Origin of the sequence: Spongiibacter sp. IMCC21906 (assembly GCF_001010805.1) — a bacterium.
In the GTDB taxonomy this organism is placed as follows: Bacteria; Pseudomonadota; Gammaproteobacteria; order Pseudomonadales; family Spongiibacteraceae; genus Spongiibacter.
Window position 1 is genome coordinate 361015 of sequence record NZ_CP011477.1, and the last position, 25651, is coordinate 386665.

The following is a 25651-nucleotide window of genomic DNA, read 5'->3' on the forward strand; positions in this document are numbered from 1 at the left end:
TTCCAGTCCACCCCTAATAAAGCGCAGAATAAATATAACCATATCAGCTGCTTAGCTTATCTACGTCGCCATTTCTACGTCGCCATTACCCCCTTACCCAAGCGGGCAGCCACGTAGCCAATTGCGGCCACTTGGCCAACACCAACAACATAAGCAACTGCATGATAATAAAAGGAATAACTCCCCGGTATATATCGCTGGTACGCACCGAGACTGGCGCCACCCCACGCAAATAAAACAGCGCGAAACCAAAGGGCGGGGTTAAAAATGAGGTTTGTAGGTTTAACGCAATCATAATGCCCAGCCAAATAGGGTCCACCCCCATCGCCAGCAATATTGGCCCCACAATGGGCACGACAACAAAGGTAATCTCAATAAAATCGAGAATAAAACCCAGCAGGAAAATGACCAGCATAACGATCAAGGTGGCTGCCACCACCCCACCGGGTAAATCGGCAAAAAAGGCCTCGATCAGCTCATCACCGCCAAAACCTCTAAACACCAGTGAAAACACCGCCGCCCCTACCAAAATCATAAAGACCATGCAGGTCACTTTCAGCGTATCCCGGCTGACCTCGGCAAGCCGTGCCCAGTTTAACTGGCGTTTTGCCACCGCCAGTATTGCTGCGCCCAGCGCACCCACCCCGGCCGCCTCGGTGGGTGTCGCCGCGCCCAGCAAAATGGAGCCAAGCACGGTAAAGATCAGTAATATCGGCGGCAACAGCCCTTTGATGATATCGAATAGCGGTGGTGGATTGAGATCAGATGCCGGGGGCACCCGTTCAGGCTGACGAAACGACACCCAGAACATATAGCCCAGATAAAGGCCCACCAAAATAAAACCTGGCACCAGCGCACCAATAAAAAGATCGCCCACCGACAGGGTTTTTGGGCTAAACACCCCCATATCAAGCTGGGCTTGCTGGTAGGCACTAGAAAGGGTATCCCCTAACAAAACCAAGGCAATCGAGGGAGGAATAATTTGGCCTAAGGTGCCAGTGGCGCAGATCGCCCCGGTAGCCAAACGGCTGTCATACCCCCTCGCCAACATGGTGGGCAGTGAGAGCAAGCCCATGGTAACCACGGTGGCCCCAACAATACCGGTGCTGGCGGCCAGCAACATTCCCACCAATATCACGGAAAAGCCCAAGCCGCCGGGCCTGCGACCAAATAACGCGGCCATATTTCCCAGCAATTCTTCGGCTAAGCGACTTTTTTCCAGCAGCACGCCCATCAATACAAATAATGGCACCGCAATCAGGGTACTGTTATTAATAATCCCAAATAACCTGTTGGGCAGAGCAGCAAGGAAGCTGGGGTCAAAGTGGCCAGCGACAATGCCTATGCCGGCAAACAGCATAGCCGTACCTGCCAGGCTAAATGCCACCGGATAGCCCAGCAGCAACACCAGGCAAATGGCAACAAACATTAATAACGGCATATATTCCATTAACATGGATCGGCCTCACCGCAAATTAGAACGCGGGCATTTTTAACTAATTCCAACACGCCCTGCAGTGCTAAGGTAATCGCCATTAACGGAACAAGGGATTTCAGCAAAAACACCAGCGGCAAACCGCCAGGTTCAACAGATGCCTCCCGGATCGACCATGATTTAAGAGTGAATTCCCAGCTACTGAGCAAAATCAGCCCACAAAGGGGCAGTAAAAATATCAAAGTACCCAAACAATCCACCCAAGCCCGATTGCGGGGAGAAAAATTCCGGTAGAGAATGTCCACTCGTACATGGCCATCGTGACGCAAGGTGTAAGCCGCGCCTAACATAAATACTGCGCCATGCAGGTAAGTGACTGATTCCTGAAGCCCGGTGGCCCCCAGCTGAAAGCCATAGCGCATCACCACAACAATAGCGGTAATAATCATCATTGAGGGAATTAACCAAGCCAGCGTACGTCCAAGACCCTCAGTAAAGCAGTCTATTATTTTGAGGCTGTTCATTATTTTTAATCGTCCAATATGAGCGGCACATTATAGCCAGCCTGATGCCGAGGAGCACTAATGCTTAGGAGCACACCATGCGCAAGCTACTGATAATCATAAGCCTGGGACTATTTAGCGCAACGATTCACGCCGATATCGTTGCTCGTTATACCTTGGGTAAAGAAACGGTTGTTCTCAGCTACAAAGATGCCGAACACATTCGCTTAGATACCAGCCGCGGCGGCTACTCGCTAATCAGCGGTGATCGAGCCGTTGCCGTGATTAACCAGGGCGGCCGACAAATGGTGATGGATGTCGATCAAATGGGTGCAGTCATTAGCGCGCTACGCAACAAGCCCAAAACCGAAGCGATTCCGACAAATGATCAAGTTACCATTACCGATACGGGTGAAGCACGCCAAGTGGCCGGTATTGAGGGCAAAGTGTTTATGGTTAACGATGGTCGCCAAGACTACCAAGTGGTGCTCACCGACGACAAGACTGTCGTGAAAGCTGGCGAGGCCATGGCAAAATTCTTTCGCCGCTTTGCCAACTCCATGAACAATGAACAGGGTGACAGATTACTCGCCCTTGAAGAAGTGTATCGAAATCACAGCCACCGCGGCCTACTGCAAGCCCAAGGCGGCTTAAAATTGATTTCTATAGGCGAAGAAGAACGCCCCGATAAAATCTACAACGCCCCCGCCAGTGCCATCAGTTTTACCATGCCGGGCTTAACCGCGCCCAGTAATCGCTAATAAAGTCCGCTCAACCAAGCGTCACCGCCACGGTCCGTGGCGGTGACCTTTCCCCCCAAAAATCGTTATTATATGCGCCCATTTAAAAGGTGATGCGCAGTACAAGCTGTAATGCAGCCGTAGCCGTAGAGCTTGCCAGCGGGCGTCCTGCCATAAGGTCGTCACAAAGCTGACTGCGGGCAACATCACCTTGAAGGAGTATCCGACATGAGTAGCGACGATTTTTCTGCCACAGAAACCCGTATCGAGTTGTTAGCTGGCATTCACCCCAGCAACCGCCAGCCCATTTTTGAGCAGGTATTGGTCACCCCCACCGACACAGAAGATCAGTACAAACTGCTGAAATCACCCTTATTTGTCCGCGGCGTGGCAGCCCAAGACGTCGTCTCCCTGCAGAAAGCCTCGCGGGGGCGCTTCGACGTGGTTTCCCGCAGTGGGGTTTTAGCGCTGCGCGTGTTTTTTAAATCTCCGGACCCAGACCTGGAAACCCAACTCAGCGCCGAAATGGAAAAACTAGGCGGCAGCTTAGATATTCAAAGCGAACGGGCGCTGGCCTATAGCATTCATTTTGGTGTGGGATTTAGCAGTATAGAAGGCCTCATCAGCCAATGGATTGGCGACAAGCAAGTGCAGTGGAACTATGGCAATGTCTACGACCCGAAAACTGGCGAGCCCCTAAACTGGTGGCAAGATATGCTCAACGCTTAATAAGAGGGAACACTAAGCATGTTAATTGTAATATCCCCAGCCAAAACGCTGGATTTTGAAACGCCTTCCCATGTTGAGGCATATAGCCAACCGGATTTTCTGAAGCAATCCCGTCAGCTCATTCATCAGCTACAGGACTTAAGCCCCGCTGATATTTCCTCTTTAATGAACATCAGCAGTAAGCTTGGCGAGCTAAATCACCAGCGGTTTATGAATTGGAAAACACCGTTTAAACCCAGCAATGCCAAGCCCGCAGCGTTGGCCTTTCGGGGCGATGTTTATACTGGCCTGGATGCCGACAACTTTGACAGCAGCGACTTTGAGTTTGCCCAACAACACTTACGGATTCTCTCTGGCCTGTATGGCTTGCTCAAACCGCTAGATTTGATCCAAGCCTATCGACTAGAAATGGGGACCAAGTTCAAAAATGATCTCGGCGACAACCTCTATCAGTTTTGGGGAGAGGAGCTCACCAACGCCTTAAACAAACAGCTGAAAAAGGTGGGCCCCGTGTTGATTAACCTCGCCTCTAAAGAATATTTCTCCGCCGTACACCCTAAGGCCTTAGGGGCTGAGGTGATAACGCCGGTGTTTAAAGACTATAAAAACGGAAAATATAAAATCATTAGCTTTTACGCCAAAAAAGCCCGGGGCTTGCTCAGCGCCTTTATCATCAAAAACCGCATAAGTGACCCCGAGCAAATTAAGGGCTTTGATAGCGAGGGCTATTACTTCTGCCCCGAGCAATCCACTGCACGCGAATGGGTATTTCTGCGGGACGAAGTAGTGTAAAACCTCAAACACCCGCTATTCCATCGCGAGAATAAGCCGCCACTCATCTTCGCTAACCGGCATAATGGATAAACGATTCCCCTTCTTGAGCAGCTGCATCCCCTCTAGTGCCGGATTTTCTTTTAGCTCGCTGAGGGGAATCAATCGCTTCAATTTGCGCTCAAACTTCACATCCACCATAAACCAGCGAGGATCCTCCCCACTGGCCTTGGGATCGTAATATTTAGACTCCGGATTTTGTGCGGTGTGGTCAGGGTAGGATTCTTTAACTATTTTGGCGATACCGGCAATACCCGGTACTTTGCAAGCAGAGTGATAAAAAAAGACTTTGTCGCCCTTCTTCATTTTATCTCGCATCATATTGCGCGCTTGATAATTACGCACCCCATCCCAGTGCTCGGTGCCTTTATCACGAGATTTTAAATCATCAATACCAAAGGTATCCGGTTCTGATTTCATCAGCCAGTACTGCATTCCAACCCCCTTAGACTTGCGGCTTGATTAAACACAATTGGTTTGAAAACAATAATAGTAGCCAGTGGTCGCTCACACCATCGGCTATGCAAGCAAACTCTGCTCAGTTACCCTGCCGTGACTGAATGTCAGGAATATCATCATGCACAAACCGTTCTCCCAAGCTTGCGAAAACAATAAAGGCCCCATTTTAGCTGCGCTTTCACCCCACTTGGCAACGGCAGGAAATGTCTTGGAAATTGGCAGTGGCACCGGCCAGCATGCGGTGTTTTTCGCCGCCAATATGCCTCAGCTCAACTGGCAGTGCAGCGACCAAGCCGAGAACCTAGCGGGCATTAAACTGTGGCTTGACGAAGCCGATTTACAAAACCTCCCAGCACCCCTCGCCTTAAACGTACTGGCGCAATGGCCAAGCTCAAACTCTGGTCCTAAAAGCTACGATGCAATCTACTCGGCCAACACCTGTCATATTATGAGCTGGGCAATGGTAGAAGCCATGTTTAAAGGCATTAACTTCGCGCTCAACCCTGGCGGTATAGTGGCCATTTATGGCCCATTTAACTATGCTGGGGAGTTTACCTCAGACAGCAACGCCGCCTTTGATCAGTATTTACGGGACGTGCACCCTCAGCAAGGCATTCGCGATTTTGAAGCGGTTAATGCTCTTGCAGAAGCCATTGGCACCCGCCTGGTAGCCGATTACGCCATGCCCGCAAACAACCGCCTGCTGATCTGGCAGAAAGCTTAAAAACCCTAGGTATTTCGCCAACCCTTCAAGCACACCACCAAGAAGATCTTACAAAACCTGCGCTCACAAAAAAGCCCGGCAAAATGGCCGGGCTTTTAACGGTGCTTAGAAGAGTATCAATTCATCCTTATGGGATGTAATCGAAATCCTCTGCTTCTTCAGCTGCATCAGAAGAGCTTTCTTCTTCCTCAGCAGGAGCAGCTTCTTCAGTTGAAGACTCTTCTTCATAGTCGTAGTCATAATCGTAAGAGGTCTCTTCAGCAGCTTCTTCTTCGGCTGCTTCCTCTTCCATCATTTCTTCGTCAGCTGCCTCTTCTTCGTCAGCTGCTTCGTCTTCAGGCATATAGTTATAGGGGTCTTCGTCTTCTTCATCAGAAGGCATGTAGACCTCTTCTTCCATCATCACGCCTTCGTCTTGACCAACGACTTTAAGCTCAACACGACGGTTTTCAGAACGTCCCGCGCGGGTTTCGTTGCTGGCAACCGGCTGAGTCTCACCGTAGCCTTTAGCCGTCAGGCGGCTTGATGATACACCTTGGTCAGATAGGTAGTTTTTAACAGACTGAGCACGGTTTTGAGACAGGTTCATGTTGTAGCTATCGCTACCTGTGCTGTCAGTGTGGCCTTGAAGCTCAACATCAAACCCTGGAGAGTCGTTCAGCGTTGTCGCAACACTATCAAGGATAGTTTCCGCATTAACCGTCAACTGAGCGCTATCCAGCTCAAAGTTTACACCGCGCAGAACTACAGACTGCTGTTCAGCACAGCCATTTGACATGACACGCTCACCCGCTGGGGTGTTAGGACATACGTCATCGTCGTCAGCAACACCATCGTTGTCGCTGTCGATGCTGCAACCTTCCGCGTTCACTTTAGCGCCAGCTGGCGTATTAGGACATTTGTCCAAGTAGTCAGCCACACCATCGTTGTCGCCGTCCAGAGGACAACCTACGCTATCAACTTGAACACCTTTAGGTGTGCCCAGGCACTGATCGCTTTCATCAGGTACGCCATCGCCATCTTCATCTTGAACACCATATTGGGCGTCAAAGAAGTTGTAGCGCACACCAGCCATCACACTTTGCGAACCGTATTCGCTATCAACTTTGGTGCCACCATTCTCGTAGCTAGGATCGTCAGCCATCGCAAAACGATAACCGATATCCAGTGCTAAACGTGGACTCAGGAACCAGCTCACACCAGCACCCAACTGACCGATAACCACATCGTCGTCACCAGAACCGGTATCGACATTCGCCATACCTAAACCGAAACCAACATAGGGACGAATCGCCTCTTCCATGTTGAAGTCGTACCAGAGGTTACCCAGCATAGACGTTGTTTCAAGCGTGCTGTCACTGCTAAACGAAGCAACGCCGGAATCTACGCTATCAATATCGTTTTCTTGTGAGCGGTACTCAAATTCTGCGCGCCATGGGCCTGTAAATTTGTAACCCAAGGTCAGACCATAACCGATGTCTTCGTCGTAGGAGGTTTCGAAGTTGGCTGAACCAGAAGTGCCACCCAACAAACCGCCAAGCAAGTCACCCAGAAGGGGCAGACCATCAAGTACTCCGCCAGCCTCGACAGTGGCAGTGCCATCGGCATCAAAAACTTGTGTATAAAAGGCGTTACCGCCCACATAAAACCCTTTTTCTTCTTCTGCATTTGCTGCGCTCGACAGCGAAGCAGCTACAACGCCTGCGGCTATCGCAGACTTCCATAGCATTTTCATAGCAATCCCCTGATTTTTGAAACTAATTGCGACTTATTTTTCAGTATGTAGCAAAACATGTTTATTGAGACGTGCCGATAGAACACCATATTCCCCCCTGTTTTCGCAACGGTTTTGTGGTGTTCAGCAGCAAAATTCACGGCTTTGCTAATAAATTCACTAAAAATAAGCCCCTAATTCACACTCGTTTCCGCAATTTGAGCAATTGCAGTATTGCACTAGAGAGCCATCTGGCTTCTCGACGAGGGGCACATACAGCAAAAAATCACTGATTACTCTGCCTCTCAACCAGCATGACGCAATACCAAGCTTACTCTGGTACCCAGCCTGTAGCGTATGCGCCAGATTGGCTCAGACGTTAGGACCGCCAATTTCGTAAATTGATCCATTCGTGCAGCAGCAAGTCTAAAGGAAGATGGCTCGCAAATCATTGTACTTATGTGCAGCGACCGACAACGCCGTACTTATCAAGCATGATTTACCCGTGCTTTTCGCCTATTTAAAACGCCTTTAAAACGCCAGCTACAATCAGGAACATTTAGAGCTACGCTCCTTTGCGGTACTATAGCCTCTTTGTTAAACACGGATACCCATGGCAACCGAACTCCTCTCCCCCGCTGGCAGCCTGCGCAATATGCGCTACGCCCTCGCCTATGGCGCCGACGCCGTTTACGCTGGCCAACCCCGTTACAGCCTGCGGGTGCGCAATAATGAATTTAAAGATTTGGCGGTTCTGGCCCAAGGTATCGATGAGTGCCACTCTCAGGGCAAGCAATTTTATCTCGCCTCTAACATCTCCCCCCATAACGACAAAATTCGCAGCTACCTCAGAGACCTTGAGCCAGTGGTCGAACTCGGCCCAGACGCCCTGATTATGGCCGACCCCGGCCTGATTATGTTGGTGAAAGAGCGCTGGCCAGACCTGCCCATCCATTTATCGGTGCAGGCCAATGCGGTTAACTGGGCGACGGTAAAATTTTGGTATCAGAACGGCGTTAGCCGGGTAATCCTATCCCGGGAGCTATCGTTGGATGAAATTGGTGAGATTCGCCAACAAGTCCCTGAAATGGAATTAGAAGTCTTTGTCCACGGTGCCCTCTGCATTGCCTATTCCGGTCGCTGCCTGTTATCCGGCTATATGAACCACCGGGACTCCAACCAAGGCGCTTGCACCAATTCCTGCCGCTGGCAATATCAGGCCCACGAGGCCAAAGAAGACGAAAGCGGCGACCTGATTGCGGTACAACAATTTCAACCCGAGCCCAGTCCAGAGCCCGTGCTGCTGCAACAGCGAGAGCGCCCCGGCGAATTTATGCCCGCCTACGAAGATGAGCACGGCACCTACATTATGAACAGCAAAGACTTGCGAGCCATTCAGCATGTCGAGCGGTTAATAGAAATGGGCGTACATTCCTTAAAAATCGAGGGCCGCACCAAATCCCATTATTACGCCGCCCGCACCGCCCAGGTCTACCGCCGGGCGATCAGCGACGCAGAATCGGGCCGCCCCTTTGACATGGGCTTGATGGATCAGCTGGAAACCCTGGCAAACCGGGGCTACACCGAAGGTTTTTACCGCCGCCATCCGCCCAAGGAATACCAGAACTACGAAATGGGCTTGAATAACAGCCAACAACAGCAGTTTGTAGCAGAAGTGGTGGACTGGGACGGTCAATTTGCCACCGTCGATGTTAAAAACCGCTTTGCCTTGGGCGAAACCCTGGAATTAATGACCCCTATGGGAAACCATCGCTTTGCACTAGAGTCTTTACTGAATAAGCATGGTAAGGCAATTGATGTGGCACCCGGCTCAGGTCATCGGGTAAAAATCCCGCTGAATATTTCAGCCTCTGCCGAAGCCATGCGCTTTGGTCTACTCGTAAAAAATATACAAGACGCTGCTGAATCAGCAGCCTGACTGCTGGGGGATTTATGGAACGACGGAAGCTTCGTCTTTTACGTGGTTTGGCCAACATCAGCCTGTTGAGTCTGGTTTTTGGCGCCATTCTCAATCTATTGGCCGGTTTATTGGGCAACTACTATGCCCTCACTGTCGCCATTTTGGTGGTATTGGTTACCTTTTACTGCTATCGCCGTGCCGACGCCGAAGAGGCCAGCAACCCAGCGTATTATCTCTGGCGGTATTTACCCACACTGCTGTTTGTCGCCATGCCCATTGGCGTTTACTGGTATGGCAATGACCAACAATGGACGCTAACCGAGGTTCTGTTGCTCACCCAGATTGTTGCCAGCTACGTTTTGCCAATTCTCTGCCTGTTATATGTAGAGCGGGCCTTGAAAAAAGCGCAGCAATAACCGCTTTGGGGGACCCTCGCTTAACCCCGCTTAAATGGCAGCATTGTCGCTGCATCTTCCAAATAAGCGTCGATATGAATGCGCTCTTCTTCCAAAAACCGCGCTACCGCCTCACTAAATGCTGGCTCAGCCAACCAATGATTAGAGTAAGTGGTAATCGGCGTGAAGCCCCGCTGGATTTTATGCTCGCCTTGAGCGCCGGGATCAAAATGTCGCAAACCATTGGCGAGACAGTAATCAATACCTTGGTAGTAACAGGCCTCAAAGTGCAGAAACTCAAACTCTCTGACGCAGCCCCAATACCGACCATATAGCGTCTCGCCACCGCGAAAATTCAAAGCCGCTGCCACCCGCTTGTCATCGTGATAGGCCACGACCATTACCAGCGCGTCAGGCATATCTGCCGCTAAGCGACGAAAAAAGTCCTCAGGTAAATAGCCGCCGTGACCACTGCGTTTAGCATAGGTTAGCTGATAGCAATGGAAGAAAAATTGCCAGTCACTCGCACTGATGGCCTCGCCTTCCAAACGCTGCAAAACCAAGCCCTGCTCGGCAACGACCCGGCGCTCCTTGCGCAGGGTTTTGCGTTTACGGGAACTAAAGCTGGCCAGAAAGCCGTCAAAGTCATGATAGCCCTGGTCAAACCAATGGTATTGGGCGCCCACTCGTTGCATCAAACCCTGACCCTGCCACTGCTTGGACCAATCCGCATCTGAAAACAGAATATGTACTGAAGACGCGGCAAGTCGCCGGGCTTCTTGCTGCAGGGCCTGAACAAGCAAATTTTGCAGCGCTGACACTCTCTCCAGATTCAACTCGGCAGCCAACAACAGCCGAGGTCCGGTAGCGGGGGTAAAAGGAATAGCCGACAGCAATTTAGGATAATAGGCCTGGCCGTGGCGCTGATAGGCATCGGCCCAAGCCCAGTCAAACACATACTCGCCGTAGCTGTGGCCTTTTAAATAGAGAGGCAAGGCCCCCAGCAATTTGCCCTCAGACCGGATAATAAGATGATGGGCCTGCCAGCCTTTGTCGGTCGCCACCGCGCCGCTGCTCTCCAACGCGGACAAAAAAGCATGCCGCACAAAGGGATAGCCATCACTCACCAAAGCGTCCCATTCCGTGGCGGACACCTCGGCAATTGCGGCGATGAAATTGAACTCCAGTTGCGTTACATCAGAGGCCATCATGGCGCCAATAAGTAATGGCAGACAATACCCACAAAGATCACAGCGCCCACCCAATTATTATTGAGAAAGGCCTTAAAGCACTGATCTCGATCCCGGTATTTAATTAACTGCTGCTGGTATACAAACAAACCTGCCGCCGCCATCAAGCCTGCATAATAAATAAAGCTCAGCGAAAACTGTACGCCCACCAACACCAGAATCACCAGCACACACAGCTGCAACATGGCGGTAATGGTTTTATCGTCGTCACCAAACAGAATCGCCGTCGACTTAACGCCAATCTTCAAATCGTCGTCCCGGTCTACCATGGCGTAAAAGGTATCGTAGGTCACGGTCCACAACAGCACCGCCATATACATCAGCCACAAGGCGGGGGGTAAGCTGTCAGTCTGGGCGGCAAAGGCCATGGGAATGCCCCAGGCAAAGGCGGCACCCAATACCAGCTGGGGCAGGTGAGTGTAGCGCTTCATAAAAGGATAACAGGCGGCCAAAGCCACCGCGCCGAAGGACAGCAAAATGGTCAGGCCATTGGTAAATAACACCAACACAAAAGAGATTAAGCACAGACTGGCAAACAGCATCAGGGCTTCTTTCTCGGTGACCTTACCCTGAGCAAAGGGTCGCTCGGTGGTGCGGCGAACATGGGCGTCGATATCGCGATCTGCATAGTCATTAATGACACAGCCCGCCGAACGCATTAGAAACGTCCCCAAACAAAAAATCAGCAATAAATGCCAGTCCGGAAACCCTTCAGCGGCAATCCACAGCGCCCACAGAGTCGGCCACAACACCAGATACGTCCCAATGGGACGAGACACTCGCATCAAGGCAAGATAATGGGGTAACTGGGCGCGCAAGATCTGGAATTGTGACTTCATGATATTTTTAAGGTTGAAAAGCAGAGTGGCAGTATAACGCTGCTGATGGCTTGAGCCAGAATCACGGCTGAAATGCAGGCAGAAAAATTTCGCTGACCATAATGGGCCGATCGCGCAAATCAAACCGAGATCGCCGTCCCCACAAGGCCTGCTCGTCACCGCCGACAATATCCTGTGACAACATAGCGACGGGCATTTGGCAAAACTGGTAGCCACCTCGGCGCATACTTCGCGTGTTAAACAGCAACGGCCCCAAGGGCCGGGAATCTAACTGCCGCAGCTGTCGCAGATCACCTACCAGCGACCGGGCAGGCATAACACTGCGGGCAAACACCCAAGGCTCGCCCCGCCCGCAAAGCAGGACTTCGCGAACCAGGCCCCACTCCCGCTCTCCCATCTCCAGCAACTCTCTCTCAGAGAAATGCGGCAAGGCCCAAGCCTGATTAAGCACCCTCACACTAAACTGCCCCGCCGATTTTTTGCGCAGCCGAGCCGTTAAGGAGCCAGTGTCTTCCAGCCAGGCACGCATGGGCAATGGCAGCTTGGTGGACAAAAAATGTCCGGCATCACGCCATTGCGGCTCGGTCGGCTGGCAGAATTTTGTCCGAAGGGTGTACAATCGCGAGCTTCCAATTGTTGGGAGTGGTCTGTAAAGCACGGCTTTTGGTAACACCAACCTGCACTTTATGTATCCCATCCCACAAGCTATTCGAGCGGATATTGGCAACAATATCGATTAAAACGAGGCGGCAGAATGCGTGATCCCCGGGCGACTTGCAAGCCTGCAGCGCCGGATTACAACCGCCAGTATCAAAGCAGAACTGTCAAAACGGAGAAAGGTACTCAACATGCGCAAGTGGGAATGTATCGTCTGTGGCTGGGTTTACGACGAAGAATTAGGCGATCCTGAGTCGGGGGTAGCACCGGGTACCGCATGGGAAGACGTTCCCGATGACTGGATGTGCCCAGATTGCGGCGTAGGCAAAGAAGATTTTGAAATGATTGAAATTAGCTAAACCCAAACAAACTCTGTGCCGAGCCGCCATCAGTGGCGGCTCCTGTTTTCCCTTTCCAGTTACACGTTCTTTGCCTCCTCTCTGCAACACTGTAAATTCACCCAAAAACTGCTCGCGTACTTAAAACCTACATTGCACTAGAAATAGGCATTGTCGCTATGTTCAAGCCCGAGACGCTGGATCCCGGATCGCTAAACGCGTCCGGGATGACAAAGCGCGGTAATCTTTTTTAGTCGTCCAAAAAGCCGGAACGGTGATAAGTCGAAAATTCCATTAAACTAAAGCAAAGGAGTTTTCTATGGGTAACAACGTCATCACGAAAATTACAGAAGCGCAGCAAAGAGAAGCTCAGCAAAGAAAGGCACTTGAGCGCCTGGAGAAATTCAGTCATTTTACCGACAGCAGTATTGGCATCCCCTTTACAAAGTTTCGACTTGGCGCAGACTCTGTAATTGGGGTGTTGCCGGTGGGGGGCGATATTGCGGGCCTGCTGTTATCGTCTTATGTGCTAGTCGAGGCACAACGTATAGGTGCCAGCAAGGAAGTGAAGCGGCAAATATTGCGCAATATGGTGATCGATTTTGCAGGTGGCCTGCTGCCAGTAGTGGGAGACGCCTTCGATGCTATTTTTAAGGCCAATACCCGCAATACCCATTTGCTAAAAAACTACCTGGAAGGACAGCTTGCAGTAGCGCCACCCCCAGCGCCTTTCCCTTGGAAAACCTTGGTCGTATTGTCTATTTTATTGGCACTGATTACGGCTGGAGCGATGCTACTTTTCTGACATCATGTAATGACAGTCACCAATGCCGAAACATAAATGGACTTTATTTATAAAGCACTCAAGGCAAACAGCTTATCAATAAAACTACATCACATTTGCCAGCGTCTTGAAATGTTCCTGCCAACAAGCTGCAGACTATTCCCACCGAGATAAGCAAGCGCTATGCTCTGAACAAGCCCTACAAATAATCACAATAACGCTGGAAAACCACTATGAGCTTTTATGAAAACCGCATTTTGCCAAGGATGATTGATACCCTGTGCAGTCAAAAAGCGGTAATGGAGATGCGCGAAAAAGTCGTGCCCAAAGCCTATGGCGTAGTGTTGGAAGTTGGCATGGGTAGCGGCATCAACCTTCCCCTCTACGATCCCGACAAAGTGGATTTTGTTTGGGGGCTAGAGCCGTCAGAAGGAATGCGCCGCAAAGCCCAAAAAAATCTCCAAAACGCCCCCGTTGAAGTCCGCTGGCTGGATTTACCGGGAGAAAGCATTCCGCTGGACGACAATAGCGTTGACACCGTGTTGCTCACCTACACCCTCTGCACCATTCCAGACTGGCACAAAGCCCTGGAACAAATGCACCGGGTACTGAAGCCAGATGGCGTTTTATTATTTTGTGAGCACGGCCAGTCTTGCGATCACGACGTCGAAAAATGGCAGCACCGCATCACCCCAATGTGGAAAAAACTGGCCGGTGGTTGTCATCTAAACCGGAATATTATCGAACTGATTGGCCGCGCCAATTTCAACGTCACCCGCTACGAAAATTGCTATATGACTGGCATGCCCCGTATTGCCAGCTATATGTATATTGGGGAGGCGCAAAAAGCCTAAACCTCAAACATACTGTCGCAAATCAAGGAGGATTTGCCATGCCTATACTGCTGCACTGGCCACAAGGGTTTCTGCTCGGTTTTTTACTCAGCCTCTCGACCGCAATTGCCGCCGACACCAATTCAAACCACGCGATACCAAGCAACACCGACTCGCCCCCACTGATGTTGGCCAATAGCTACCACAGCGCCATCGACCTTGACGATTATTGGGTAAGCGAAAAGCTCGACGGGGTCAGAGCGTACTGGAACGGCCGCCATCTCATCAGCCGGGGTGGCCAGGTGTTTACCGCTCCTAGCTGGTTTACCCAGGATTTTCCCGATCAACCGCTAGATGGCGAGCTGTGGATGGGGCGGGGCCGCTTTGCCGAAGTCTCCGGTGCCGTCCGACGGCAAACACCCAACCCGCAACAATGGCGGCAAATTCACTTTATGGTTTTTGATTTGCCAGCCCACAAAGGCGATTTCAATCATCGCCTGGCAGCCATGCAGACACTATTTGCAAAAACGTCCTCTCCGTATATTCAGCTAGTTAAACAACAGAAAATGGCGACCAAAGCACAATTGATGACGCATTTAGATACCCTGATTGCCCAAGGCGCCGAAGGGCTAATGCTTCACCTTGGCACTGCGCCCTATCGAGCAAAACGCAGCGATGATTTACTCAAACTCAAACGCTATCAAGATGCCGAAGCCACCGTCGTTAAACACCTTCCTGGCAAGGGTAAATATCAGGGAATGATGGGCGCCCTGTTAGTCGAGATGCCCAACGGCAGGCAGTTTAAACTTGGCAGCGGCTTCTCCGACGATCAACGCCGGCAGCCTCCCGCCCCCGGCACCACAGTAACGTATAAATACTACGGCTTAACCAACAGTGGCCTGCCCCGTTTTGCCAGCTTTATGCGGATTCGTCGCGGCCATTAAAATGGCCGTAGCCCCTATCCAAACCGCTCAATCATTGCCGATACTGGCCTTGATCTGGTCACCGCGCTAGAGTGTTGGGCAAATCACTATCATCGGAGTCCGCCCCTATGCCCAAACTCGCCCTGCACTGGCAAATTGCCATCGCCATTGGTCTGGCGGTGCTCCTTGGTAGCATTACCAGCGCAGACAGCAGCCTGCTTGGCGTATCTATTTTGGGCAGCTACGACTTTGTGGGCACTCTGTTCCTCAATGCTCTGAAAATGCTGATTGTGCCCTTGGTAATGTCCTCTATTATCAGTGGCATGGCAGGGCTGGGTGGCCCGGGTCTTGAACGTCTTGGCGGCAAAACTCTGTTGTTTTACGCTTGCAGTAGCTTGCTCGCCATACTGATTGGCTTAACCGTAGTGAACCTGATTGGTCCCGGCACCGGCGACAACCAGGCTCTGGCCGAAAGCATGCGCCCCGACGACGCCGTACTCAACGACACAATGGACAAAGTCGCTGGTCGCGATGCTAGCGATGTGATTCAAGTCTTTATTCGGATGGTGCCTACCAATGTGGTCGCGGCAGCCGCTGAAGGGCAAATGCTGGGGCTGATTTTTTTCAGTTTGTTGTTTGGTATCTTTTTGGCCAAGAGCGACAGCAAAGCGACCAAATTGGTCGGCGACTTCTTTCAAGGGGTCATGGATATCATGACCGACATCACTATGTGGGTCATGCGATTTGCGCCGCTTGGGGTATTTGGTCTGGTGGCAGAAACCGTCACCAATACCGGTTTTGCCGCCTTTAAACCCATGATGCTCTTCTTTGTTACCGCCTTACTCGCGCTGATGCTCCACGCCTTTGTCGCCTTGCCATTGGTATTGCGCTATGTGGGCAGAGTGCAGCCCCACAAGCATTATTCCGCCATGGCTCCCGCCATGCTAACGGCATTCTCTACCGCATCCAGCTCCGCCACGCTGCCGCTAACCATGGAGTGTATTCAAGAAAAATCTGGGGTATCCAAACGCACCAGTGGTTTTGTGTTGCCCTTAGGCGCCACTGTCAATATGGATGGCACTGCATTGTATGAATGTGTTGCCGCCATGTTTATCGCTCAGGTCTATGGTCTGGATCTGAGCCTGGGTCAGCAGTTTATGGTGGTGATGATTGCCCTGCTCACATCCATTGGTGTCGCCGGTATCCCCGCTGCCAGTCTGGTTGCCATCTCAGTCATTCTAGGTGCGATTGGTCTGCCACTGGAGGGCATCGGCTTATTGCTCGTCACCGACCGAATTCTGGATATGATCCGCACCGCCGTCAACGTCTTCAGTGACTCCTGTGCCGCCGTGGTGATCGCCCGTAGCGAAGGCGAAGAAACCCATATTGCCGTAACGAAATAGACACACCTATTCACTACGCCGGGGAGGCTTTATCAGCTTCCCCGGCCCGTAATTTTGCGCAGTTTTGTTCTCAATCCGTACTCGAGCTCCTTTCGGCCACAACCTCTGCCGACCTCTCTTATAGTATTTAACGCTTATCAATAACGCTGCCTTAGCATATTTGCTATAGTAGTACGCCAAATTTCTGTGGTCGTAGATGCTACACTGCAGGGCTGCCCTCACCTAGCAGGCTGTTGATTTTCGTTTTCGAGGTGGCCAATGCAAGGCAAAAACAGGCGAAAAAGCGGAGTTTACACGTAGTAAATGAGCATTTTGAGCCTGTTTTTAACGCCGCAGTGGCAACGCAGATAGAAAATCAACAGCCTGCTAGGCATACACTATTATTTACTAATCTCGCTGTTCCAATGACAGCCTCGATATCGGCAAGACGGAATACCTTTGATGAAAATGCGCGAACTGGAAACACGCACCGGCGTCAGCCGACAAATGATTCAGTTTTATTTTAAAAATGGCATGCTGCCCGATCCCGAGCGGCCAAAGCGCAATGTCGCTATTTATAATGAAAATCACGTTAACGCGATTTTATCCATCCGCCAGCTGCAATCCGAAGGCCGTCTTAGCATAGAAGAAATTAAGCAATTTCTAGCGGGGAACACCAACAACAAAACCACACGAGCGGCGGTGTTTACGCACCTTGATGAGCTGTTCGCTGCCCACGCCGGCGTTGACCTGCAATTGGTGCCGCTTAGCTCAATTACATCCCGCAACCCGCTGGCAGAACAAGACGCCCCCATTCTCCAACAAGTCGGGGCAATCGAGCTTATCGAACGCAATGGCGAACTCCACCTCAGCCATGTCGACGCCCAAATTATCGGTTGCTGGGGCGATATGCGTGCCGCTGGTTACACAGAGGAAGACGGTTTCGGTCCCGATATCGTATCCGCCCACGTTGAGTCCGCCGAAAAGCTCGCCAACGCCGAAGTCGATATTTTCTTAAGCCATGTACCAGCCGATTATCCCACCGAGAAAAAAGCCACCATGGCTCAAGCCGGTGCCAAAGTGATGCTCGACCTGTTTACGCTATTGAGGATGAAGGCGACCATCGCCGCCTTCGGACGAATAGACAGCCCCCAGTCATAACAACATCTTTGGCGGTGTCAGGCTCAGCCTTCCACTAACACCACGCCCTGGGTGGACACCGCAACAGCTCGTCCGCCATGTTGTTCTGCATGGCGTTGTGCCTGGTCAAAACTCGAAAACCAAAGATTGGGATAGCCTGCGTCTCTCAAATGTTTATCTGTATCGATAACACTATGGCCTTTGCCCGCCACCAAGAGACGGCGATAGTCTTGCCAGTTCGCTTCACCAGCCTCCATCGCCAGCATATGTAACAAGTGTTTACGCTGAATCATTGCCCGTTGTTTAAATAACGCAGGCAAAGACACATCTCGAATTACCTGACTAGCAAGCAAACGACGCAATATCGGCAGCGCAGTAACTTTAGCATCCGAGCACGCCCCTCGATGAAGTCGTTTTGCTTGCCAAAGAAGAGCGCTAATCACTGCCTCAGCAGCGTCAGAAGAAGTATGTGCAGAAGTCATAGCATATCGCCTCAATATGTTGGCCTGCTCGCTTTTGGCCAGAGAGATACGCGGTGATATAGAAATGGATGGTGTTAACACTTTTGCGAGGCGGGCGCCCATCACACCCTCGCTAAACTCTACAATGCCTGAAAATAAGATTCAATCCTTGCTTAGCCAGTGGGAAAATCCCCTCAACGGAGAGTCGAGGCTATTATGCTATTGCACTGCTTGGGAGAACTCCCGGCGCAGGGTTTCCAGTCGTTCACGATTCACAGCAAAATCATAATAGCCAATCCGAGACAATGACCGCTGCTGTATCTCACCATTGGGCTCGATCAAAAACTCAACATCGTCGTGATAACGCATAATGGCACTCACCACCACCGCATGAATATAGCGTGGTGTTTCTTCAACAATTTGCGTTCGCGGCTGGGCCAGAAGCAGGGCTTTCAGGCGGGCTTTCGCCGCTGCAACATCACCACCATATTTCAGCGCTGGAATGTGATACTCCTCATCCCTTGCTTTAGAAGAAACGCAACTCGGCCGGGGCGGGCAAGAAGGAAAAATGCCTGTCTTTGACCAGAGATCGTCTCGCTTACCCACCGTCGAGCAGGCGCTTAACATTAGCAACAACGCCAACACTGGCAATATTAAAATGCGTCTTACCATCATCGTTATTTCCTGACTGTCTGGTGACGAATTCCCATACTCACAAAGCATAGGTCTCTTTCAAATAACGAATAATATCCTGAGACTCAAACATGCCAATACCCGTGTTGGAATCAATCAGATAAGGCACTTGCGAGCGGCCCGTTAAGTCTCGTAAACGGATGCGATTAACGCTGGTAATCGGCGCATCTGAAAACCACTGATTTCGCACACTCGGCGGCCCCATTTCCTGCCAGCGCGATTTGGCAAAGTTGCGTAAAATATAAGGAATTTCCAACTCACATAGCAGTTCACGAACAGGGCGAGAGTAGGGGCTGGATTCAAAGCTAAACAGCTCCAGTGGTTGTGCCGGCAACTGGGAAGGCTTGGCCTTATACCCGCCCTTACCAATACTGCTTCGCAATAACGTCGCCGCCACAGAACCCGATAATTGCAAACCGCGTTTTACCCCCCGTGGGGCCCGGCGACGCCCCCTCGCGGAGTAGTGCTGATAGAGATGATCAATAATCTCAGCGGATTCCAGAATTTCATCGCCAGTATTCGGATCAATCAAAAACGGAAACTGGCTGATGCCACTCAATGCGGTCGCTTCTGGCCGATAGCGGCTTCCGCCCCGTGGGCAGGGATAAATCATGGCGTCCAAATCCAGTTCGCTCAGCACTTCACGCACTAATCGACAATAGGGGCTGCCCTCATATTCATACAGGACCAGCAGTTGTTCTGGGCGCGGGGCAGCACCTGCATGAAATGCCGCCGTTCCCCGCCAAGCGGCAACACTGCTCGCCAATAAGGAATTACTTAAGTCAATTAAGGCCATAAAAACCCCGACGCTCTGTGTGTTGTATAAGATACGCGCTCAATGTGCCTGTTTGGCACTCAACCGCCGCTGCCAATTGCCAGAATGCGCTTGTTGGCAGGCTTCTTCACTATCAAAATGAATCGTTCTTTTAGCATGACGCATCACAATACCCACCGATGCTAAGTGCTGCTTTATGACGCTACGTAAATAGTCGTCTTGTTGACCCCGAATGGCGGCCGATAATGCTGCCTCGGTGTCAAACACAGCTGTTACAACAAGAGACTGGGGGAAACGGCTATAGTTTAGCTGATGTGTTAACCAGCTAAAGCCTGGCACCTCTTCTAAGGCAATATTGCAGGCATCGCTTAGTGCTTCACGGATAGCCTTGTCATATTTTTTGTCCGTTTTTTTCATACACTCAACAATCTGTTTTAAAAAGTAAAACAGAAAGCGCATTTTTACGGCGCTTTCCTGCAAACTTGGCAGTCCCTGAACGGGATGCTATTCCCCCTCAAGCTTGCGATATAGTGACCGGGCGCTAATCCCCGCGATATCCGCTGCCATCTGTTTATCGCCATGACAATGTTGCAAAAGACGATGTAAATAGCGGCGTTGTTGGGTTTTTAAATCTGTCCACGTAGAAAGCTCATCACCTTCATTTTTAGCAATATCACCAAGGGAGGCATGGTTTTTCAAACTGCGTTCCAGTACGGACAAATCCAAGATATTAGATCGCGCAAAGATCATTCCCCGCTCCAGAACATTTCGCAGCTCGCGAATATTGCCCGGAAAGTGCTCTGACTCCAGGCGCATGACCGCTTCTTTCGTCAGCCGGTAGCTTGCTTTGCCTGCTAGTTTGTCGAGCAGCGATTGACTGAGCAGCGCCATATCACCCGACCGATCGCGCAAGGGCGGCAACACGATAGGAAACGCATTAATACGGTAGTACAGATCTTCGCGAAACTCTCCCCGGGCAATCATTGCCGGTAAGTCTTTATTGGTCGCGCTGACCAGCCGAAAGTCTGCCCGTTTTAGCTGGGTGCTTCCCACCGCGCGATAGGTGCCGGTCTCCAAAAGGCGGAGCAGTTTTACCTGCATACCCATGGGAACGTCGCCAATTTCATCCAAAAATAAGGTGCCACCCCCGGCCGCCTCCAGCAGTCCGGGTTTGTTTTGGCTGGCCCCAGTGAAGGCCCCTTTTACATGGCCAAATAATTCACTTTCAAACAAGGTTTCGGTCAGCCCTGCACACTCCACGGTAATCATGCTTTGATTGGCGTTTGGGCTGGCATCGTGAATAGCCTTGGCGGCCAATTCTTTACCCGTGCCAGATTCACCTAACAGTAGCACCGAGGTTTTTCGTGGTGCCACTAACTGAATCAACTCCAGCATGTCATTGAACGCTGGGCTGCGACCCACCATTTGCTCGCCATTAGTTTCTGCGCTGGCAATCGTGACCGGCTTAAGGATTTCTATAAAATAACTGGGTTGGCCACTGCGGTTTTTTAACGGCAGCATTTCTACATCAATGTGCTCCCGCCCCCTTGGGGTATTGTGAATATGCAGCACCCGCTCTTTGGCTTTTGACTCCCGGCAGGCTTGGAGCGGGCAGCTTTCACCCGCCTGATCACAGGGACGATCATAACCATGAGAAACCTGATAACAGTTTTGGCCTTCGCTCAACTCACCAAAACTGTCTAAGTACTTTTGGTTCCAAGCCAGAATCTCATATTCGTCCGATAGCAAGATGGCGGGATAGGCCACACTCTCCAATAATGAACTTACATCTAAGTCTGGGACAATTTGTCGCATCGCGTTTTGCCATATTTGTCATTTACTCTGTCGATTATGGCAACACCTCAAGGGGAATTGATAGCCCCACAATTGACACAAGTTCTAGACATTGAAATAACTATTTATATTTCAATGTCTTATAGTTTTTTACCTTAAAAAATACCGCTGGCATAAAGTTTGCACTTAACACCCAGCTCATGCGTGACGAACCTGGCAAGACCGGTTCAGCCAATCCGTCACAGGCCGCACAATGCATTGTGCTAATCGTGCTTTATAGGACGAACGCTATGGACCTCGACCCCTTTGTACTGGCACGGATTCAGTTTGCCGCCAATATCAGCTTTCATATTTTGTTTCCGGCCATTTCCATTGGCCTTGCCTGGCTGTTGCTGTTCTTTCGTTTGCGCTACAGCCAAACCGGTGACAAAGCCTGGGAGTTCGCCTATTTCTTCTGGGTAAAAATCTTTGCCCTCACCTTCGCGATGGGTGTGGTATCTGGCATCACCATGAGCTTTCAGTTTGGCACCAATTGGCCGGGGTTTATGGAAAAAGCCGGTAATGTCGCTGGACCACTGCTGGGCTACGAGGTACTGACCGCCTTTTTTCTAGAAGCTTCCTTTCTCGGCATTATGCTGTTTGGCAAAAACCGAGTATCCAACCGCCTACACTTAACCAGCACCTTTTTGGTGGCTTTTGGCACCACCTTATCTGCCTTCTGGATTCTGAGTTTAAATTCCTGGATGCACACGCCTACAGGTTACCGCTTGGAGAACGGCGTGGTAATGGTAGAAAGCTGGATAGACGTGATCTTTAATCCTTCGTTTCCCTATCGATTTTTTCACATGCTGACCGCTTCTTTACTCACCAGTGCGTTTTTAATTGCCGGGGTGAGTGCATGGCGAACGCTGAAAAATGTCGACGGCCCTGCTACCTGGAAAGTCTTAAAAACCGGGGTGATTTTGGCCGCAATATTGGCGCCGCTGCAGATCTTTATTGGTGATCTTCACGGCCTCAATACGCTAAAGCACCAACCCGCAAAAGTAGCGGCAATGGAGGCGATCTGGGATACCCAAGAAAGCGCCCCTTTTACGGTATTTGCGCTCCCCGATGAACAAAGCCGCAGCAACAAATATGCCCTTGAAGTGCCCTACGCGGCCAGCCTGATCCTAACCCACAACGTTAACGGTGAGGTCAAAGGTTTGAACGACTTTAAAGATCAGCATCCCCCTGTCGCCATGGTGTTCTGGTCCTTTAGAGTAATGCTTGCTATGGGTGGGCTCATGCTGCTTGTTTCCTGGTGGGGCATAATTGAAATCCGAAGTAAGCGCTCACCAAGGCGTGTGTTTCTTACCACACTATCAGCCATGACCTTCTCTGGCTGGATCGCGGTTCTGGCAGGCTGGTATGTCACTGAAATCGGTCGCCAACCCTGGATCGTCAACGGTGTACTGGCAGTAAAGGACGTAGTTGCTGATCACAGTGGCGCTACCGTTGCGGGCTCTTTAACCGGCTATATTCTGCTGTACCTGTTCTTGCTGGCATCCTATATCGGCGCCTTGCGTCATCTGTCTAAAAAGCCTGCAGCCTCTTTAATTATGGGGCCGGCCAATCGTAAACAAGACCCTGCCAACCACGTCTCTGGAGAGGCCTGACATGGAATATTATCTACCTATTATCTACGTTGGCATTATGGGACTTGCCCTGCTGATTTACGTCATTCTGGATGGCTTTGACCTGGGCGTGGGCATGTTGCTGCCATGGGCGAATGCCTCAGAAAAAGACACCATGATTGCCTCTATTGGCCCTTTTTGGGACGCCAACGAAACCTGGATTGTGTTGGGTGTCGGCGTTTTGCTCATTGCCTTTCCCATGGCCCACGGCATTATTCTCAGCAAGTTATATATCCCGGTCACGATTATGCTGATGGGGCTGATACTGCGAGGCGTGGCGTTTGATTTAAGAGTGAAAGCGGGGGATCAACATAAAGCCCTCTGGAACAAAGCCTTTTTTATAGGCTCGCTCACCGCATCGGTAGCCCAAGGTTGGATGCTGGGCGCATTTGTCAGCGGCCTGCAAGGTGATGCACTCAGTTTGTTGTTCTCGGCCTTGATTGCCCTGACACTACCTGCGCTGTACTTAATACTGGCCTGCGGCTGGCTGATGATGAAAACCGAGGGCGCCCTGCTCACAAAAAGTATTCACTGGGCCAGAAGTGCTATTTGGCCGATGGGGCTGGGCTTATTGCTGGTCTCCATCGCCACCCCCATTGTTAGCAGCCACATCGCTGGCAAGTGGTTTAGTCTTCCTAACGCTATATTACTGGCGCCAATTCCGATTCTCACCGCGCTTTGTTACGGCGGTATCTTGCTGCTGTTAAAAAACGATAACTGGATTTACCGGGGCCGAGGCTGGCTGATGTTTGCCGCCACCGTCACCATTTGTCTCACAGCCACTCTCGGTTTAGCCTACAGTTTATTTCCCGATATTCTTTTAGGGCAGATGAGCATTTGGGAGGCCGCTGCATCCGTTAAGTCGCTGAGCTTCACGTTGGTCGGGGTGCTTATCACGGTACCGATGATTTTGATTTATACCTTCTTTGTGTATCGGATCTTTCACGGTAAAGCCACCGAGTTGTCTTACGAATAAGCGACGCCGCACTGACAGCCGCTGGCGGTGTATACTGCTCCCTGCCAAGGTAATTTTGATAGCGATCGCATGACTACAGACTGGGACAAAAAACGCAAAGGCCTTATTTCACGACTCCGTCGAGTAGAGGGCCAGCTTCGCGGCATTCAAAAAATGATGGAAGAAGAGCAGGATTGTGAGCGCGTCGCCCAGCAACTTTCCGCCGCCCGCAAAGCATTGGATAAAACCTTCTTTGAAACCATGGCCTGCGCCATGCAGCAAGAGCTCGCCAAAGCCGACGGCGAAGACCCCGCAATGCAATCCTCGGCAAAACGGGATGAGCAAATTCAACATATTACTGCCCTACTCACCAAATATGGTTAGGGCAGCGCTTCACGCTTACAATTGATAGCTGATCTGACTATATACGTAGCTGGTGTCGCCAGTATCTGGCGCATTGGGCGCATCCTCAAGAAACTCTCCTTTTAATAAATACGCGCCCCCTAGCTCAAGCTGCAACTGGGCTGACAGAGCCCACTGCCAGCGGACTTCTAATTGATTTCCGGCAAAGCGGCCACTATCCCCAGCAGTATCCCGCAAACCAGACCGAGCCTGAGCCGCCTTGGCCGAGTCCAACCAAATCGCGCGATAAGCGAGATAGGCCGCGCTATTACTGCTGGGTTTGAAATCCCACTTCACCCCCGGCGACAGGATATTAGCCCGGGCAAAAGCACCATAAATTGCAGTGGGGCCAAAATCAAAACGGGTCACGCCAAACAGGGCGTTAAATTGATTGGATTCGTCATCGTTAGGATCATCATCACCGCTGGCATAATCCGCCATCAACTCAATCCGCGACGACAGCGGATCATCAAATTGATAACCAACGGCAGCGTGCAGCATAGCCGCACTCACATCCAAATTGCCGGTTTCACCAAACTGGTAGGCTGCCTCCACTTCGTAATGCCATTGCAAGGGAATAGCGGGTTTTAGGTTTCTAAACCCCACGGTGCTGATTTCAGCGCCATTATCGTCTTCATCCAGACCGTAGTAATACAGCTCTAGATCCGTTATCTCACTGCGGCTGACATGCAGCCCCCAAAAACGGTCGTCGCCCTGCTTGTCGAGTTTGATTTGATTGTCGTCTAAATCTTCCCGTTCGGCTGGACGGGGCTCAACAGGCTTTAAATAAAATGCCTGCCACTGCCACTGCTCCTGTTGGTAACTACCGTAAACCCCGTCGAAGGCATTGATGGTGTTACGAAACCGTTGCCGAGCCATTAACCGACGGCTGCCAATATCAAAATTTAAGCGGCCGACCTTGGCAACAAACGCCTCTTGTCGCCAACCAAGCCACGCCTGCAAAGGTTCAAGGGTGTTGACGTCATCTGTGCCCAACGGCGTGCCATTATCATCCAGCCAGGAGCGGGCATCCTGTATTTCCAGCTCGCCAAATACATGTTCACCGTTGGCTTTGACGCTGGCCAGCAGCTGTGACACCAAAATCTGGTCGCCGCCGCGGGTATTGGCACGATACGCATTATCCAAGGTTTCATAACGCAGCTTATAACTGCCATCAATACGCCAAACCGGATTGGTCTCGGCCATGATAAGCGAAGAAAACATCAACAATAGCGGTAAAAAAAACAGGGCCCGTGCCACAGCCATAAAAAATACTCCGTAAATGTATATCCTGATTTTTT

27 protein-coding genes and 1 pseudogene are annotated in these 25651 nt (G+C 51.0%); 15 read left to right on the forward strand and 13 right to left on the reverse strand.

What is annotated here, in order from left to right; translation table 11 throughout:
• Window positions 1–85: 85 nt before the first annotated feature.
• Window positions 86–1456 carry a TRAP transporter large permease subunit gene (locus tag IMCC21906_RS01615; RefSeq protein ID WP_047010704.1) on the reverse strand — a complete coding sequence of 457 codons (1371 nt, stop codon included), beginning with the start codon at window positions 1454–1456 and terminating at the stop codon, window positions 86–88.
• The gene (locus IMCC21906_RS01620; protein ID WP_047010705.1) at window positions 1450–1959 is read right to left on the reverse strand and encodes a TRAP transporter small permease subunit; all 510 of its coding nucleotides are present in this window, start codon (window positions 1957–1959) and stop codon (window positions 1450–1452) included. The genes IMCC21906_RS01615 and IMCC21906_RS01620 overlap by 7 nt, the downstream gene beginning before the upstream one ends.
• A 77-nt stretch (window positions 1960–2036) precedes the next feature.
• Here IMCC21906_RS01620 and IMCC21906_RS01625 point away from each other — a divergent pair, with 77 nt between their 5' ends.
• The 3 genes from IMCC21906_RS01625 (at window position 2037) to yaaA (ending at window position 4199) form a co-directional block, all read left to right on the forward strand.
• Window positions 2037–2699, forward strand: a complete 663-nt coding sequence (locus tag IMCC21906_RS01625; protein WP_047010706.1) for a hypothetical protein — start codon at window positions 2037–2039, stop codon at window positions 2697–2699.
• Between the two features lie 207 nt (window positions 2700–2906).
• A complete protein-coding gene (locus tag IMCC21906_RS01630; protein ID WP_052763307.1) occupies window positions 2907–3407 on the forward strand; it encodes a DUF4265 domain-containing protein in 501 nt (166 codons plus the stop codon).
• Window positions 3408–3425: 18 nt separating this feature from the next.
• Complete coding sequence (gene yaaA, locus IMCC21906_RS01635; RefSeq protein WP_047010707.1) at window positions 3426–4199, forward strand: peroxide stress protein YaaA; 774 nt, start codon at window positions 3426–3428, stop codon at window positions 4197–4199.
• Window positions 4200–4214: 15 nt separating this feature from the next.
• Here the strand turns inward: yaaA and IMCC21906_RS01640 are convergent, their stop codons facing one another.
• Window positions 4215–4673 (reverse strand): EVE domain-containing protein, encoded by a 459-nt coding sequence (locus IMCC21906_RS01640; RefSeq protein WP_047010708.1) that lies wholly within the window; start codon window positions 4671–4673, stop codon window positions 4215–4217.
• Window positions 4674–4815: 142 nt separating this feature from the next.
• On the opposite strand from IMCC21906_RS01640, the gene IMCC21906_RS01645 reads away from it, so the two are divergent.
• Complete coding sequence (locus IMCC21906_RS01645; RefSeq protein ID WP_047010709.1) at window positions 4816–5421, forward strand: DUF938 domain-containing protein; 606 nt, start codon at window positions 4816–4818, stop codon at window positions 5419–5421.
• Between the two features lie 127 nt (window positions 5422–5548).
• Here the strand turns inward: IMCC21906_RS01645 and IMCC21906_RS16950 are convergent, their stop codons facing one another.
• Window positions 5549–7156 (reverse strand): OmpA family protein, encoded by a 1608-nt coding sequence (locus IMCC21906_RS16950; RefSeq protein ID WP_052763308.1) that lies wholly within the window; start codon window positions 7154–7156, stop codon window positions 5549–5551.
• Window positions 7157–7748: 592 nt separating this feature from the next.
• On the opposite strand from IMCC21906_RS16950, the gene yegQ reads away from it, so the two are divergent.
• Together yegQ and IMCC21906_RS01660 are read left to right on the forward strand one after the other, a co-directional pair.
• Window positions 7749–9074: a tRNA 5-hydroxyuridine modification protein YegQ gene (gene yegQ, locus IMCC21906_RS01655; RefSeq protein ID WP_047010710.1), complete on the forward strand. Its 1326-nt coding sequence runs from the start codon at window positions 7749–7751 to the stop codon at window positions 9072–9074.
• Window positions 9075–9088: 14 nt separating this feature from the next.
• Window positions 9089–9472: a hypothetical protein gene (locus IMCC21906_RS01660; protein WP_047010711.1), complete on the forward strand. Its 384-nt coding sequence runs from the start codon at window positions 9089–9091 to the stop codon at window positions 9470–9472.
• A gap of 20 nt (window positions 9473–9492) precedes the next feature.
• Here IMCC21906_RS01660 and IMCC21906_RS01665 read toward each other — a convergent pair whose 3' ends face one another.
• The 3 genes from IMCC21906_RS01665 to IMCC21906_RS01675 all read right to left on the reverse strand — a co-directional run bounded on the left by IMCC21906_RS01665 (window position 9493) and on the right by IMCC21906_RS01675 (window position 12093).
• Complete coding sequence (locus IMCC21906_RS01665; protein WP_047010712.1) at window positions 9493–10659, reverse strand: GNAT family N-acetyltransferase; 1167 nt, start codon at window positions 10657–10659, stop codon at window positions 9493–9495.
• Window positions 10659–11540: a 4-hydroxybenzoate octaprenyltransferase gene (gene ubiA, locus IMCC21906_RS01670; protein ID WP_047010713.1), complete on the reverse strand. Its 882-nt coding sequence runs from the start codon at window positions 11538–11540 to the stop codon at window positions 10659–10661. Before ubiA ends, IMCC21906_RS01665 begins: the two co-directional genes overlap by 1 nt.
• A gap of 61 nt (window positions 11541–11601) precedes the next feature.
• Complete coding sequence (locus IMCC21906_RS01675; RefSeq protein WP_047013044.1) at window positions 11602–12093, reverse strand: chorismate lyase; 492 nt, start codon at window positions 12091–12093, stop codon at window positions 11602–11604.
• Window positions 12094–12388: 295 nt separating this feature from the next.
• Between IMCC21906_RS01675 and rd the strand changes: the two are divergent.
• The 6 genes and pseudogenes from rd to IMCC21906_RS01705 all read left to right on the forward strand — a co-directional run.
• Window positions 12389–12553: pseudogene (gene rd, locus IMCC21906_RS01680) on the forward strand (rubredoxin); the annotation flags it as partial.
• 301 nt (window positions 12554–12854) lie between these two features.
• Complete coding sequence (locus IMCC21906_RS01685) at window positions 12855–13340, forward strand: DUF4112 domain-containing protein (RefSeq protein ID WP_047010714.1); 486 nt, start codon at window positions 12855–12857, stop codon at window positions 13338–13340.
• 212 nt (window positions 13341–13552) lie between these two features.
• Window positions 13553–14173 carry a class I SAM-dependent methyltransferase gene (locus IMCC21906_RS01690; protein WP_047010715.1) on the forward strand — a complete coding sequence of 207 codons (621 nt, stop codon included), beginning with the start codon at window positions 13553–13555 and terminating at the stop codon, window positions 14171–14173.
• 38 nt (window positions 14174–14211) lie between these two features.
• The gene (locus tag IMCC21906_RS01695; RefSeq protein ID WP_082117304.1) at window positions 14212–15096 is read left to right on the forward strand and encodes a DNA ligase; all 885 of its coding nucleotides are present in this window, start codon (window positions 14212–14214) and stop codon (window positions 15094–15096) included.
• A gap of 107 nt (window positions 15097–15203) precedes the next feature.
• Window positions 15204–16478, forward strand: coding sequence for a dicarboxylate/amino acid:cation symporter (locus IMCC21906_RS01700; RefSeq protein ID WP_047010716.1), 1275 nt, complete (start codon window positions 15204–15206; stop codon window positions 16476–16478).
• 441 nt (window positions 16479–16919) lie between these two features.
• Window positions 16920–17618, forward strand: coding sequence for a MerR family transcriptional regulator (locus IMCC21906_RS01705; protein ID WP_047010717.1), 699 nt, complete (start codon window positions 16920–16922; stop codon window positions 17616–17618).
• A 23-nt stretch (window positions 17619–17641) separates the two neighbouring features.
• Here the strand turns inward: IMCC21906_RS01705 and IMCC21906_RS01710 are convergent, their stop codons facing one another.
• The 5 genes from IMCC21906_RS01710 to IMCC21906_RS01730 form a co-directional block, all read right to left on the reverse strand.
• Window positions 17642–18079: a hypothetical protein gene (locus IMCC21906_RS01710; RefSeq protein ID WP_047010718.1), complete on the reverse strand. Its 438-nt coding sequence runs from the start codon at window positions 18077–18079 to the stop codon at window positions 17642–17644.
• A gap of 198 nt (window positions 18080–18277) precedes the next feature.
• Window positions 18278–18733, reverse strand: a complete 456-nt coding sequence (locus IMCC21906_RS01715) for a DUF1499 domain-containing protein (protein WP_052763310.1) — start codon at window positions 18731–18733, stop codon at window positions 18278–18280.
• Window positions 18734–18770: 37 nt separating this feature from the next.
• A complete protein-coding gene (locus IMCC21906_RS01720; protein WP_047010719.1) occupies window positions 18771–19547 on the reverse strand; it encodes a glutathione S-transferase N-terminal domain-containing protein in 777 nt (258 codons plus the stop codon).
• Between the two features lie 39 nt (window positions 19548–19586).
• Window positions 19587–19985, reverse strand: a complete 399-nt coding sequence (locus tag IMCC21906_RS01725; RefSeq protein WP_231580300.1) for a hypothetical protein — start codon at window positions 19983–19985, stop codon at window positions 19587–19589.
• Between the two features lie 45 nt (window positions 19986–20030).
• On the reverse strand, window positions 20031–21341 hold the full coding sequence (locus IMCC21906_RS01730) for a sigma-54-dependent Fis family transcriptional regulator (protein ID WP_047010720.1): 1311 nt from the start codon (window positions 21339–21341) through the stop codon (window positions 20031–20033).
• 269 nt (window positions 21342–21610) lie between these two features.
• Here IMCC21906_RS01730 and IMCC21906_RS01735 point away from each other — a divergent pair, with 269 nt between their 5' ends.
• The 3 genes from IMCC21906_RS01735 to IMCC21906_RS01745 all read left to right on the forward strand — a co-directional run bounded on the left by IMCC21906_RS01735 (window position 21611) and on the right by IMCC21906_RS01745 (window position 24332).
• Window positions 21611–22975: a cytochrome ubiquinol oxidase subunit I gene (locus IMCC21906_RS01735; protein WP_047010721.1), complete on the forward strand. Its 1365-nt coding sequence runs from the start codon at window positions 21611–21613 to the stop codon at window positions 22973–22975.
• 1 nt (window position 22976) lies between these two features.
• Complete coding sequence (locus IMCC21906_RS01740; protein ID WP_047010722.1) at window positions 22977–23969, forward strand: cytochrome d ubiquinol oxidase subunit II; 993 nt, start codon at window positions 22977–22979, stop codon at window positions 23967–23969.
• Window positions 23970–24038: 69 nt separating this feature from the next.
• Complete coding sequence (locus IMCC21906_RS01745) at window positions 24039–24332, forward strand: metal-sensitive transcriptional regulator (RefSeq protein ID WP_047013049.1); 294 nt, start codon at window positions 24039–24041, stop codon at window positions 24330–24332.
• A 15-nt stretch (window positions 24333–24347) separates the two neighbouring features.
• On the opposite strand, the gene IMCC21906_RS01750 is transcribed toward IMCC21906_RS01745, so the two are convergent.
• Complete coding sequence (locus IMCC21906_RS01750) at window positions 24348–25616, reverse strand: alginate export family protein (protein ID WP_047010723.1); 1269 nt, start codon at window positions 25614–25616, stop codon at window positions 24348–24350.
• Between the last annotated feature and the right edge of the window lie 35 nt (window positions 25617–25651).

Excerpts from the sequence above, each read along its gene's own strand:
- IMCC21906_RS01615 (WP_047010704.1), bottom strand. The coding sequence starts at position 1,456 with ATGTTAATGGAATATATGCCGTTATTAATGTTTGTTGCCATTTGCCTG.
- IMCC21906_RS01620 (WP_047010705.1), bottom strand. The coding sequence starts at position 1,959 with ATGAACAGCCTCAAAATAATAGACTGCTTTACTGAGGGTCTTGGACGT.
- IMCC21906_RS01625 (WP_047010706.1), top strand. The coding sequence starts at position 2,037 with ATGCGCAAGCTACTGATAATCATAAGCCTGGGACTATTTAGCGCAACG.
- IMCC21906_RS01630 (WP_052763307.1), top strand. The coding sequence starts at position 2,907 with ATGAGTAGCGACGATTTTTCTGCCACAGAAACCCGTATCGAGTTGTTA.
- yaaA (WP_047010707.1), top strand. The coding sequence starts at position 3,426 with ATGTTAATTGTAATATCCCCAGCCAAAACGCTGGATTTTGAAACGCCT.
- IMCC21906_RS01640 (WP_047010708.1), bottom strand. The coding sequence starts at position 4,673 with ATGCAGTACTGGCTGATGAAATCAGAACCGGATACCTTTGGTATTGAT.
- IMCC21906_RS01645 (WP_047010709.1), top strand. The coding sequence starts at position 4,816 with ATGCACAAACCGTTCTCCCAAGCTTGCGAAAACAATAAAGGCCCCATT.
- IMCC21906_RS16950 (WP_052763308.1), bottom strand. The coding sequence starts at position 7,156 with ATGAAAATGCTATGGAAGTCTGCGATAGCCGCAGGCGTTGTAGCTGCT.
- yegQ (WP_047010710.1), top strand. The coding sequence starts at position 7,749 with ATGGCAACCGAACTCCTCTCCCCCGCTGGCAGCCTGCGCAATATGCGC.
- IMCC21906_RS01660 (WP_047010711.1), top strand. The coding sequence starts at position 9,089 with ATGGAACGACGGAAGCTTCGTCTTTTACGTGGTTTGGCCAACATCAGC.
- IMCC21906_RS01665 (WP_047010712.1), bottom strand. The coding sequence starts at position 10,659 with ATGGCCTCTGATGTAACGCAACTGGAGTTCAATTTCATCGCCGCAATT.
- ubiA (WP_047010713.1), bottom strand. The coding sequence starts at position 11,540 with ATGAAGTCACAATTCCAGATCTTGCGCGCCCAGTTACCCCATTATCTT.
- IMCC21906_RS01685 (WP_047010714.1), top strand. The coding sequence starts at position 12,855 with ATGGGTAACAACGTCATCACGAAAATTACAGAAGCGCAGCAAAGAGAA.
- IMCC21906_RS01690 (WP_047010715.1), top strand. The coding sequence starts at position 13,553 with ATGAGCTTTTATGAAAACCGCATTTTGCCAAGGATGATTGATACCCTG.
- IMCC21906_RS01695 (WP_082117304.1), top strand. The coding sequence starts at position 14,212 with ATGCCTATACTGCTGCACTGGCCACAAGGGTTTCTGCTCGGTTTTTTA.
- IMCC21906_RS01700 (WP_047010716.1), top strand. The coding sequence starts at position 15,204 with ATGCCCAAACTCGCCCTGCACTGGCAAATTGCCATCGCCATTGGTCTG.
- IMCC21906_RS01705 (WP_047010717.1), top strand. The coding sequence starts at position 16,920 with ATGAAAATGCGCGAACTGGAAACACGCACCGGCGTCAGCCGACAAATG.
- IMCC21906_RS01710 (WP_047010718.1), bottom strand. The coding sequence starts at position 18,079 with ATGACTTCTGCACATACTTCTTCTGACGCTGCTGAGGCAGTGATTAGC.
- IMCC21906_RS01715 (WP_052763310.1), bottom strand. The coding sequence starts at position 18,733 with ATGATGGTAAGACGCATTTTAATATTGCCAGTGTTGGCGTTGTTGCTA.
- IMCC21906_RS01720 (WP_047010719.1), bottom strand. The coding sequence starts at position 19,547 with ATGGCCTTAATTGACTTAAGTAATTCCTTATTGGCGAGCAGTGTTGCC.
- IMCC21906_RS01725 (WP_231580300.1), bottom strand. The coding sequence starts at position 19,985 with ATGCGCTTTCTGTTTTACTTTTTAAAACAGATTGTTGAGTGTATGAAA.
- IMCC21906_RS01730 (WP_047010720.1), bottom strand. The coding sequence starts at position 21,341 with ATGCGACAAATTGTCCCAGACTTAGATGTAAGTTCATTATTGGAGAGT.
- IMCC21906_RS01735 (WP_047010721.1), top strand. The coding sequence starts at position 21,611 with ATGGACCTCGACCCCTTTGTACTGGCACGGATTCAGTTTGCCGCCAAT.
- IMCC21906_RS01740 (WP_047010722.1), top strand. The coding sequence starts at position 22,977 with ATGGAATATTATCTACCTATTATCTACGTTGGCATTATGGGACTTGCC.
- IMCC21906_RS01745 (WP_047013049.1), top strand. The coding sequence starts at position 24,039 with ATGACTACAGACTGGGACAAAAAACGCAAAGGCCTTATTTCACGACTC.
- IMCC21906_RS01750 (WP_047010723.1), bottom strand. The coding sequence starts at position 25,616 with ATGGCTGTGGCACGGGCCCTGTTTTTTTTACCGCTATTGTTGATGTTT.